The sequence below is a fragment of the Zetaproteobacteria bacterium genome, from assembly GCA_003696765.1.
Taxonomy (GTDB): Bacteria; Pseudomonadota; Zetaproteobacteria; order Mariprofundales; family J009; genus RFFX01.
The window spans coordinates 36,795-47,489 of the sequence record RFFX01000028.1 but is presented as its reverse complement, the minus strand read 5'-3'; the positions used below and the strand labels follow the sequence as shown (position 1 = coordinate 47,489).

The window sequence follows — 10,695 nt, the reverse complement described above, 5'->3', positions numbered from 1 at the left end:
TGCGGCGAGCAGCAGGAAGGCGAGCGCGGTCATCTCGGAGATGGAGAAGAGATGACGCTGCGATGGCGGCACCTCGCGGATCAGCAGGTGCATGGCAAAACCGACCAGGCCCGTCAGGCCGACGGTCAGGATCATCGCATGCACCACTACCGCCGGCACCGCGGGATCCCCTCGCCGGGCGAGCAGCAGGAGCGCCCCGGCGGAGAGCAGGAAGGCGGTGGCGGTCAGCGGCGACATGCGCCCGGGATGGGGCGAGGATGTCTCCAGCGGCGGGGTGTGAAACAGCAGGTTGTCGATGGCCAGATCGACCGAGAAGAGATCCTCGATCAGCGACAGGGCGGCAAAGAGGGCGACAGCGGCGGCGAGCAGCATGCGCAGGCGGCGGCGTGCCTCCCCCTCCGCTCTCCCCGCCGGCAGCAGCAGGGCTGTGGCGAGCAGCAGAAAGGCGAGCGCGGTGTTGAAGGTCATGTCGGCGATCGGCGGAAAGGCGGCGGCGAGGGCGGCGTGATCGACCGCCCACCCGCCCAGGGCGAGCAGCGCGATCAACACCACCAGGAAGGACGCGGCGGGCCCCAGCGCCGTCGGCGGATCAGCGGGCGGATCCGACATCCACTCCTCCCAGCGAGATCACTGCGTCCGCCACCCGTTGTGCCGGATCGTCGCTGCCCATGGTATCGCGCAGCCGGGCGAAGTGCCACCGCTGCCGCGCCGCCGCCTCCCCGCCGGCGAGCAGCGGCCGCACGCAGGCGACCACCCGATCGGGGGTGGCCTGCTCCTGGATCAGCTCGGGCATGATCTCCTGGTCGTCCAGCAGAATGTTGGCCAGCCCGACGCAGTTGAGCCCGACCAGCCGGCGGGCCAGCCAGATGGTTGTTGGCGCGGCGCGGTAGACCAGCACCGTCGGCGTCCCCCACAGGGCCAGCTCCAGCGTCGCCGTCCCCGAGACCGCCACCGCCGCATCGACGCGCAGCGCAAACTCCGGCTGCAGGCGTGGCACCACCACCCCCCCCTGGGCGCGCAGCGGGGCGAGCGCCGCGGATGAGAGCCCCGGCGCCTGCGGCACCACCACCTGCAGCGCGGGATCCTCCGCGCGCAGCCGGGCCATCACCGTGGCGAGCAGCGGCAGGTGGCGGTCCAGCTCGGAGGGGCGGGAGCCGGGCAGCAGCGCCAGCACCCTGCGCGCCCGATCGAGCCCCAGCCGGCGGCAGAGCTCCGCCCGGCTCCAGCCGCCATCCGCCCGACTGGCGACCGGATTGCCGACATAGCGCGCGCGGATGCCGTGCCGGGCGAACCACTCCTCCTCGAACGGGAAGATGGCGGCGAGCAGATCCTGCGAGCGGGCCAGCCGCCTCACCCGCCACGCACCCCAGGCCCACAGCTTGGGGGCGATGTAATGCACCACCGGGATGCCCAGCGCCCGCAGCCGGGCACCCAAGCGTATGTGGAAGCTGGAGAAGTCGACCAGCACCGCCGCCTTCGGCCGGCAGGCGGCCGCCCGTTCGAGCAGCAGCCGCCCGACGGCGTGGATGCGCGGAAGATGGCGCACCACCTCGACCAGTCCCATCACCGCAAGCTGCTCCTGTGTGACCCACGCCCGGCAGCCGGCGGCGCGCATCGCCGGGCCGGCCAGGCCGGCGACGGTCAGCCCCGGCGCCCGCCGCCGCAGCGCCCGCACCACCTCCGCCGCATGCATGTCGCCGGAGGGCTCGCCCGCGCTGACCAGCACGTCGACCCCCCCCGCCCGGCCGCGGATGCCGGCTTCCCGCGAAGCCGGCACCGCGTTATCCCTCCCCGACGGCGCCGTCCCCGCCCCCCTCCACCGCAGCACCGACCACGGTGATTCCGTAGCGATCGGCCAGCCGCCGCAGCCGTTCGCGCTCGAGCATCAGGGTCAGCCCCGCCTCCACCGCCAGGCAGTCGCAGCCGCTCTCCCGCATCGTCTCCAGGGTGTCGGGGCCGAAGACGGGGACGTCGAAGCGGAGGTCCTGCCCCGGCTTGGCCACCTTGGCCACCGTGGCGTGACCGCCGCCCAACGCACCGCCGCGCCGGATCGCCTCGTCGGTCCCCTCGATCGCCTCCACCGCCAACACCGCCCGTTGCCGCACCACCACCGTCTGGCCGATGTCCAGCCCGGCGATGGCCCGCGCATGGCGCAGGCCGAAGGCGATGTCCCGCCAGCGATCCTCGTCGGGCGCAGGCCCCATCAGGTGGCCGGCCGGCGCCAGCATGTCGCGGGCGTACTTCACCTGCGGGATGATGGTGATGTCGTGTTCGGCCAGCATGGCGGCCACGCCGTTGAGGATGGTGTCGTCGCGCAGGTCGGGCAGGGCGCGGAAGGCGCGCAGCGTGGGGAGGTCGGGCAGGAAGTTGCGAAACAGATGCAGCTTGTGCACCTTGCCGGCCATCACCACCTCGCGCACTCCCGCCCGCCGGAAACGGCGGATCATCGCCTGGATCCGCCCCACCTGCAGCCAGGTGACCGAACCGAAGCGCTCGATCTCCGGGGAGGCCTCGTTGCGTACGGCGACGATCTCCAGTGTGAAGTCGCGCCGCAGCCGCTCGGCAAGCTCCAGCGGGAAGCTGCCGTAGCCTGCGACCAGACCGAGCGGCGGCCGGCTACTCCGTCCCACGAGGCCAGGTGACGCCGCGTTCGGCGGCGGCGACGAAATCGACCATGTGGCCGGCCGCCTCGTCGTCACCCGCCGCCGCGCGCGCCGCGGCGATCCGCTCCTCCCGGGCGGCGTCACGCTGGAATAGGGCGCGATAGACCTGCTTGAGCCGGCGGATGCGCGCCGCATCGAACCCCTTGCGCTGCAAACCGACCAGGTTGAGCCCGGCCAGCCCCGGGCGGTAGCCGCCGGCGATCATGGTGAAGGGGGGAACGTCCTGCACGATGCCGCTCATCCCGCCGATCATCGCCAGCCGCCCGATGCGCAGGAACTGATGGACGGCGGAGAGGCCGCCGATGATGGCATCGTCCTCGATGGTGACGTGGCCGGCGAGGGTGGCGGCGTTGGCCAGCACGATGCGGTTGCCCAGCCAGCAGTCGTGCGCCACGTGGGCGTAGGCCATGATCAGGTTGCCGTCACCGATGCGGGTGACCATCCCCCCCCCTTCGGTGCCGGCGTGGATGGTGGCGTGCTCGCGGATGGTGTTGCCGCATCCGATCACCACCTCGGAGGGCTCACCCCGGTACTTGAGGTCCTGCGGCTCCAGCCCCACCGAGGAGAAGGGGAAGAAGCGGTTGTCCGCACCGATGGTGGTGCGGCCGGAGAGGACCACGTGGGAGATCAGCCGGCAGCCGGAGCCGATGCGCACCGGCCCGTCGATGACACACCACGGCCCGACGATCACATCGGCGGCCAGCTCCGCCTCGGGCGAGACGATCGCGGTGGGGTGGATGCGGGAGGAGTTCACCGATCGGGCACCACCTGCCGCACGGTGGCGGCGATCACCCCGCCCGCTTGGGAGTCAGCGTGGCCATCAGCGTCGCCGAGCAGACCAGCCTCTCGTCGACGAAGGCCTCCCCTCGGAACTTCCACATGTGGCCGCGCCGCTGCAGCTTGTGCATGGCGAAGATCACCTGATCGCCCGGCCGAACCGGCCGACGGAAGCGGGCGTCGTCGATGCCGGTGAAATAGACCAGGTAGTCGGCGCCGCGCTCCACCGACATGAAGGCGAGGATGCCGCCGGTCTGGGCCATCGCCTCGATCAACAACACACCGGGCATGACCGGGGTCTGCGGAAAGTGGCCGGTGAACTGCGGCTCGTTGATGGTGACGTTCTTCAGCGCCCGGATCGACACCCCCGGCTCGAATTCCAGCACCCGGTCGACCAGCAGAAAGGGGTAGCGATGGGGCAGATGCTGCAAGATGGCATCGATATCCAGCATGTGGCTACTCCTGCGTTGTTTCCCCGCCCCGCCCGCGGCGCGCCAGCCGGCGCAACAGGGCGTTGAGTTTGCGCCATGCACGGTGGGGCATGGCCGGAAGCCCGGCGTAGGTCGCCCCCGCCGGGACATCGCCGATCACCCCGCTCTTGGCGGCCAGGCTGGCGCCGTCGCCGATGGTGAGGTGGCCTGCGATCCCCACCTGGCCGCCGATGCGGCAGCCGCGACCGATGTGGGTGGAGCCGGAGATGCCCACCTGACTGACGATGATCGAGCGGGCGCCGATGGTCACATTGTGGCCGATCTGGACCAGGTTGTCGATCTTGCTGCCGGCACCGATCACCGTATCGCCGATCGCCCCGCGGTCGATGCAGCTGTTGGCACCCACCTCCACCCCATCCTCGAGCACCACCCGGCCGACCTGGGGGATCTTGAGGTGGTCGCGCCCGTCCCAGGCGTAGCCGAAGCCGTCGGAGCCGATCACCGCGCCCGCCTGCAGCACCACGCCGTCGCCAAGCAGACAGCCGCGCGCCACCACCACCCCGCTGTGCAGGTGGCAGCCGGCGCCGATGGCCGCCCCCTCCTCGACGATCACCCCGGCATCCAGCCTGCTGCCGGCGCCGATGGTCACACCGGCGGCGATGATACAGCCCGGCCCGACATCGACATCCTCCGCCAGCCTGGCGGTATCGTCGATCAGCGCGCCGGGGTGGCGCGCGCCGCGCGTCGGCGGCACGGGGTGGAAGTGGCGCTGCAGCCGGGCGAATGCGAGGTAGGGATCGGCCACCCGCAGCAGCGGCCGTTGCGGCAGCCCTCTCTCCCCCTCCGCCACCAGCAGCAGGCCGGCGCGGCTGGCGGCGAGCTGCCGGCGGTATTTGCGGTTGGCGAGGAAGGCGACCTCATCCGGGCCGGCGTCGGCCAGCGTATTGCAGCCGACCAGCCGGAGCGCATCGGCACGACAGCCGCAGAGGCGACCGCCGACCAGCGCCTGCACCGCACCGGCGCTCAGCCCCCCTTCCGTTTCGCTCCGACCAGGGTCGCGCACCCGACCACTCCGCTCCAGCCGGGCGGCGGTCCGCCCCTACTTCTCCTCCTTGGCGGCGTCGGCGTCGAGCAGCTTGGTGATCCGGGCGGTGACGTCGTGGGCGGGATCGAAGTAGATGGCGGAGGACTTGGGCAGCACCATGTCGTAGTGGTGCTCCTTGCCAAAGGCGCGCACCACCGCGTAGAAGCGCTTGAGGATCTTCTGGTCGAGCCGGTTCTTGCGGCTGATCAGCTCCTCCTGCGCATCCTGCTGGCGGCGGCTGAACTTCTTGCGCATCTCCTTGATGTCGTGCTCCTTCTCGGCCAGCCGCTCCTGCGACATGGCCATCGACTGGCTCAGCAGCTCCTTCTGCGCCTGCTCGATGCGGCTGCGCAGCTCGTCGAGCGCCTTCTCCTTGCGCTTCTTCAACGCGCTGAGCTCCTTGAGCCCCCTCTGGTAACGCTCGGTGTTCTCCACCGCGCTCTTCACGTCGACGAAGCCGATCTTCAACTCCGCCGCCACGGCCGCAGAGGGGAGGGCCGCCCCGATCGAGAGCAGCATCGTGATCATCAACCGTTTCATGATGCGCAGCGCCAACGGCTCTTCCATGAAACCGTTGCCCGATGCGAGGGGAGAGGGATGAGGCCCCTCCACGCCCCCACCGCCCCGGCCTCCGCCCCATGCAGAGGACGGGGCCGCACGGCCTTCCGTGGCCGCGCAACGGAAAAGCTCGACGGGAATCGAAGAAGGCGGCCCTCGATCCCCCAACCAATCAACCACTTGCTTACGCAAGCCCTTGATCTGCGCGGCACGCCAACGTCGCGATGACGGTTTCGTGCGAAACCATCAAGCTCGCCCATCCAAGCGCTGTTCGGGTCGGTCGAGCACCCCGCGCATCTCGACCGCCCCCCGGCAGTAGGCCCGCAGCCCCCTCCCGCCATGCGGCCTGCGATGCGGGCCGAGGGGTCAGAACGTCGAACCCAGGGCGAACTCGAAACCGCGGGTGACGTCCCCCGGCTGCTTGCGCAGCGCCCGCCCCCAGACCAGCGCCACCGGACCGACCGGGGAGAGCCACTCGACGCCGAAGCCGGCGGAGACCCGCATGGTCGAGAAGCGGAACGGCTCGCGAACACTGACCGTCTGGCCGTTGAAAGTCGAGTTGACACTGCCCCAGACGGTGCCGGCGTCACTGAAGAGCACCCCACGAAACCCCTCGGTGCGGATGCCGGGCAGCGGAAAGAAGAGGTCGGCCGTCGCCCGCACCATGCCGTTGCCGCCGACGGCATCGCCCTGGTTGCGCAGCGAGACGCCGAAGATGTCGAAACCGCGCAGGCTGCCGACGCCGCCCATCGAGTAGCGTCGCTCCAGCGGCACCTCCCGCCCGCCGAACCCGCGGATGTAACGCCCCTCCAGCCGCGGGCTGAAGATCAGCTTCTTCCCCAGCGGGAAGTAGATCCGCTGCCCGGCGGTGAACTCGACGAAGCGGCGCTCCCCCCCCAGACCGGCGAGGTTCACCCCCAGCGAGGCGCGCTGACCGTGGTGGGGGGCGACGACACTGTCGCGCGTGTCGTAATAGACCGACTGCGACAGCTCGCCCAAGGTATGGCGCCCCTGCTGCGCCTGCAGGATGATCGAGGCGGTGGTCGGGATGTTGCTCAGATTGGTCCGCGAGAAGCTGTAGCCGATGGTATAGCCGGTCTGCTCGGTGATCGGGATGCCGAAATCGACGCCCACGCCGGCGTCGTTCTGCCGATAGAGGGTGACGGCGTCGAGCCTGGTCTGGGTCTTGAAGGTACGGAAGGTGGCGCGCACCTCGTGGTCGAGGAAGTAGGGCTCGGTGATGCTGACATCGTAGTTCTGGGTGCGCGTGCCGATGGTCGCGTCCACCTTGGTGTCGATCCCCTTGCCGAGAAAGTTCTTCTGCTGCAGCGAAGTGGTGACGAAAACCCGCTCCAGTTGGGAGAAGCCGAGGCCGAAGGTGAACTTGCCGGTCTTGTCCTCGGTGACGTCGACCTTCATCTTCACCTTGTCCGGAGCGCTGCCGCGTGGCATCCGCACCCGGACGTCCTTGAAAAGGCTCAACCGCTTGAGCCGCTCCTTGCTCCGCCGGACCCGACTGGCGGAGTAGCGCGCCCCCTCGGCCTGACGCAGCTCGCGCCGCACCACCTTGTCGTCGGTCGCCTCGTTGCCGCTGATCTCGATCCGCTCGACATAGACCTTGCGCCCCTTCTCGATCTCCAGGGTGATGGCCACCTGCCGTGCCGGGATGTCGCGATGGAACAGCGGGGTGACGTTGGCGAAGGCGTAGCCCTCGTCGCCCACCCGCTGGGTGATCGCCTCGATCGTCTTGCCCAGCTTCTCCTGCGAATAGAGCTCGCCTGCGTGCAGGGTCAGCAGCCCGCGCAGCGTCTTGCGGTCGGGGACCATGTCGCCCTGCAGGGTGATGGAGGAGACCCGGTACCGGACGCCTTCATGCAGGTTGAAGGTGACATAGAAGGAGCGCTTGTCCCCGGAGAGGGCCAGGATGGTCGACTCCACCTTGGCGTCGAGATAACCGTGGTTGCGATAGTACTGTTGCAGCAGCTGGACGTCGGCCCGGGTCCGCTTCCTGCTGAAGAGGTCTCGGTCGGAGAACCAGCCCATGAAGGTCGACTCGCGCGAGGCCAACTGCTTGCGCAGGGTCTCCTGATCGAAGGCGTGGTTGCCGGTGAAACGGATGCGCTCGATGCGGGTCACCGGCCCCTCGTCGATATGGACGGTCAGATCGACGCTGCCGTCGCGGTTCTTGTGCTGCCGGAACGAGACCTCGACCTGGTAGTGCCCCTTCTTGAGGTACTGCCGGCGCAGGTTGTTGCGCTCGCGCCTGAGCAACTCGGGGCCGACGACGTGGCCGGGCTTGAGCTTGACGATCCGCTTGAGCACCTTGGTCTCGACGTCGTCGTTGCCCTCGAAGGTGAGCTTGCCGATCACCGGGTTCTCCACCACGTGGTAAATCAACCGCACCTTCCCAGCGCTACGCACCCCCTCCACCCACAGGTCGCGGAAGAGGCCGGTGGCGTAGAGCGCGCGCACGTCACGGCTGATCCGCCGCCGATCGAGCGGCTTGCCCACAGTACTCTTGATCTTGTCGCGGATCGCCGCGGTATCGACGAAGCGGTTGCCTTCGACGGCGATCGCGGAGACCAGCGGCACCTGCTCCGCCGCCGCCGGCAGGGCGGCCAGCAACAGCAGCACCAAGAGCAACCGCCGCACGACCACACCCGCTCCGCTCATCGACCGCCCAGCCACCTCGCGAGATCGTTGTAGAGGGCGAACAGCATCAGCGCGCCGATCAGCACCACGCCGACATACTGCGTCCGCTCCATCATCCGCTCCGACAACGGCCGCCCGCGCAGCTTCTCCAGCGAAAGGTAGAGCAGGTGGCCACCGTCCAGCACCGGGACCGGCAGCAGGTTCAACACCCCGAGGTTGACCGAGATCAGCGCCAGAAAGGCGAGGAACGGCACCAGCCCCATCGACGCACTCTCGCCGGCCATCCGGGCGATGGCAATCGGCCCGCCCAGGTTCTGCGGGGAGATCGCCGCCGTCACCATCTTGCCCAGCACCCGGCAGGTGAGCAGGGTGACCGACCAGGTCTGGCTGAAGCCGTAGGCGACCCCTTCGAGCGGCCCCATGCGGTAGCGGACCCGCTGCGCCAACGGCCGGACCGAGAGCCGCACCCCGATCCGCCCCTTGCCGCCGATCTTCGCATCGGAGCGCGGCACCACCGCCACCGTCCGCACCGCGCCGCCCGGTCGCCGCAGCGTCAACCGCAGCGCCCGACCCGCCGAACGCTGCACCGCCCGAATCAACGTCCCCGGCAGCCGCACCGGACTGCCGTCGACCGCCGCCACCCGATCACCCGGGCGCACGCCCGCCCGCGCCGCCGGTCCGTCGGGGCGGACCTCGTCGATCACCACCTCCGTCGCCGGCCCCATGCCCAGCCGCTCGGCGGCCACATCCACCAGCAGGGCGTCCCGCCGGCCGGCGGGCACCCGCACCCTCCGCGCGAAGGCGGCGCCGCCGCGCTCCACGGTGAGCCGCGCCTCGCCACCGACCCGATCCTTCAAGGCCAGCTCCAGCGCGTGCCACGAGGGAATCCGCACCCCGTCCACCCGCACGATGCGGTCGCCCGGCTTCAGGCCGGCGCGCGCCGCCGCCCCGCCGGGCTCGACATACCCGAGTTGCGGCGGCAGCACCTCCTGCCCGATCCAGCCGATCAACATGTAGACGACGACGGCGAAGGCGAAGTTGGCCAGCGGCCCGGCCGAGGCCACCGCCGCCCGCTTCCAGACCGGCTGGGCATCGAAGGCGCGCGCCCGCTGCCGCGCATCCAGCGCCTCCACCACTGCCCGATCGCCGGGGGTCTCCCCCAGCATCTTGACATACCCGCCCAGCGGAATGGCGGCGACGACATACTCCACCTCGCCGTCGCGACTGCGCCAGGAGAACAGCGCCGGACCGAAGCCGATGGAGAACTTCTCCACCCGGATGCCGAGCCGGCGCGCGGTGAGGAAATGGCCGTATTCGTGGACGCCGATCAAGAGCGCCAGCGCCACGACGAAGAAGAAGAGGGTATGCACGACGCCGCTCAGCGGTCGCGGGCGGCGATCACCGCCTGCGCATGCCGCCGCGCCCGGCGGTCGCAGGCGTAGACCTCCTCGATCGAGGAAACCAACCCGTCTTCGCTCTGCATCAATACCTCCTCCACCACCGCCACGATGTCGGGAAAACGGATGCGACCGGCACGGAAGGCGGCGTTGGCCTCCTCGTTGGCACCGTTGAAGACGATGGCCGGGAGATCACCGCCGGCCAGCACCGCGCGGACCAGCCGCATGGCGGGAAACCGCTCCTCGTCCACCGCGGCGAACTCCAGCCGGCCAAGGGCGGCCAGATCGAGCGGCGCCACCCCCGTACCCAGCCTCGGCGCCGGCTGCAACGCCCAGGCGATGGGGCAGCGCATGTCGGGCATGCCGAGGTGGGCCAGCACCGAACCGTCGCGGTAGTGGACCAAGGCGTGGACGATGCTCTGCGGATGAATGATCGCCGAGAGCTGCTCCGGCGCCGCATCGAACAGCCACCTGGCCTCGATCAGCTCCAGCGCCTTGTTCATCATCGTGGCCGAATCGACGCTGATCTTCGCCCCCATCGACCAGTTGGGATGGGCGACCGCCTCCTCCGGCGTCACTTCGCCGAGCGATGCCGGATCACGGTCGCGGAAGGGCCCACCGGAGGCGGTGAGCACAATCGCCGTCACCGAACCGCGGTCCTGGCCGGCCAGGGCCTGCGCCACCGCGGCGTGCTCGGAGTCGACCGGCACGATCTCGGCGCCCGAGCGGGCCGCCGCCTCCACGAAGAGGCGACCGGCGGTGACCAGGCACTCCTTGTTGGCCAACCCCACCCGCTTGCCGGCGGCGACCGCTGCCAGCGCCGCCGGGATGCCGACAGCCCCGACCATCGCCGCCACCACCATCTCCACCGAAGGGTCGCACGCAGCGGCGATCGCCGCCTCCATCCCTGCCTCGACCCGACAGCCGGGGGTGGCAGCGGCCAGCTCCGCCGCCGCCTCGACATCGGTCATCACCGCCAGCTCGGGGTCGACCGCCTCGATGCAACGGAGCATGCGGGCGACGTTGCGGTGGCCGACCAGTGCATGGCAGGAGAGGCGGTCGCGGTGGCGGCGCACCAGGTCGATGGTGCTGGCGCCGATCGAGCCGGTGGCGCCGAGGATGGTGAGACGCAT

Annotated in this window: 10 protein-coding genes; all 10 read right to left on the bottom strand. The window is 70.2% G+C overall.

The genetic code is table 11. From position 1 onward, the window contains the following. On the bottom strand, positions 1-609 hold a 609-nt coding region (locus D6682_02805; protein RMH52089.1), incomplete at its 3' end, for a hypothetical protein. Further along, entirely contained in the window at positions 590-1,753 is a 1,164-nt protein-coding gene (locus tag D6682_02800; GenBank protein ID RMH52096.1) for a lipid-A-disaccharide synthase, read from the bottom strand. The genes D6682_02800 and D6682_02805, both read right to left, overlap by 20 nt. Before the next feature lie 28 nt (positions 1,754-1,781). Continuing rightward, positions 1,782-2,630 carry an LpxI family protein gene (locus D6682_02795; protein ID RMH52088.1) on the bottom strand — a complete coding sequence of 283 codons (849 nt, stop codon included), beginning with the start codon at positions 2,628-2,630 and terminating at the stop codon, positions 1,782-1,784. After that, complete coding sequence (locus D6682_02790; GenBank protein ID RMH52087.1) at positions 2,617-3,417, bottom strand: acyl-ACP--UDP-N-acetylglucosamine O-acyltransferase; 801 nt, start codon at positions 3,415-3,417, stop codon at positions 2,617-2,619. Before D6682_02790 ends, D6682_02795 begins: the two co-directional genes overlap by 14 nt. A 34-nt stretch (positions 3,418-3,451) precedes the next feature. Beyond that, positions 3,452-3,892 (bottom strand): 3-hydroxyacyl-[acyl-carrier-protein] dehydratase FabZ, encoded by a 441-nt coding sequence (fabZ, locus tag D6682_02785; protein ID RMH52086.1) that lies wholly within the window; start codon positions 3,890-3,892, stop codon positions 3,452-3,454. Between the two features lie 4 nt (positions 3,893-3,896). Continuing rightward, entirely contained in the window at positions 3,897-4,883 is a 987-nt protein-coding gene (gene lpxD, locus D6682_02780) for a UDP-3-O-(3-hydroxymyristoyl)glucosamine N-acyltransferase (GenBank protein RMH52085.1), read from the bottom strand. Positions 4,884-4,970: 87 nt separating this feature from the next. Beyond that, positions 4,971-5,498, bottom strand: coding sequence for an OmpH family outer membrane protein (locus D6682_02775; GenBank protein RMH52095.1), 528 nt, complete (start codon positions 5,496-5,498; stop codon positions 4,971-4,973). Between the two features lie 381 nt (positions 5,499-5,879). Further along, the gene (gene bamA / locus D6682_02770) at positions 5,880-8,186 is read right to left on the bottom strand and encodes an outer membrane protein assembly factor BamA (protein ID RMH52084.1); all 2,307 of its coding nucleotides are present in this window, start codon (positions 8,184-8,186) and stop codon (positions 5,880-5,882) included. Then, positions 8,183-9,547 carry an RIP metalloprotease RseP gene (rseP, locus tag D6682_02765; protein ID RMH52083.1) on the bottom strand — a complete coding sequence of 455 codons (1,365 nt, stop codon included), beginning with the start codon at positions 9,545-9,547 and terminating at the stop codon, positions 8,183-8,185. The genes bamA and rseP overlap by 4 nt, the downstream gene beginning before the upstream one ends. Further along, positions 9,544-10,695, bottom strand: a complete 1,152-nt coding sequence (locus tag D6682_02760; protein ID RMH52082.1) for a 1-deoxy-D-xylulose-5-phosphate reductoisomerase — start codon at positions 10,693-10,695, stop codon at positions 9,544-9,546. The genes rseP and D6682_02760 overlap by 4 nt, the downstream gene beginning before the upstream one ends.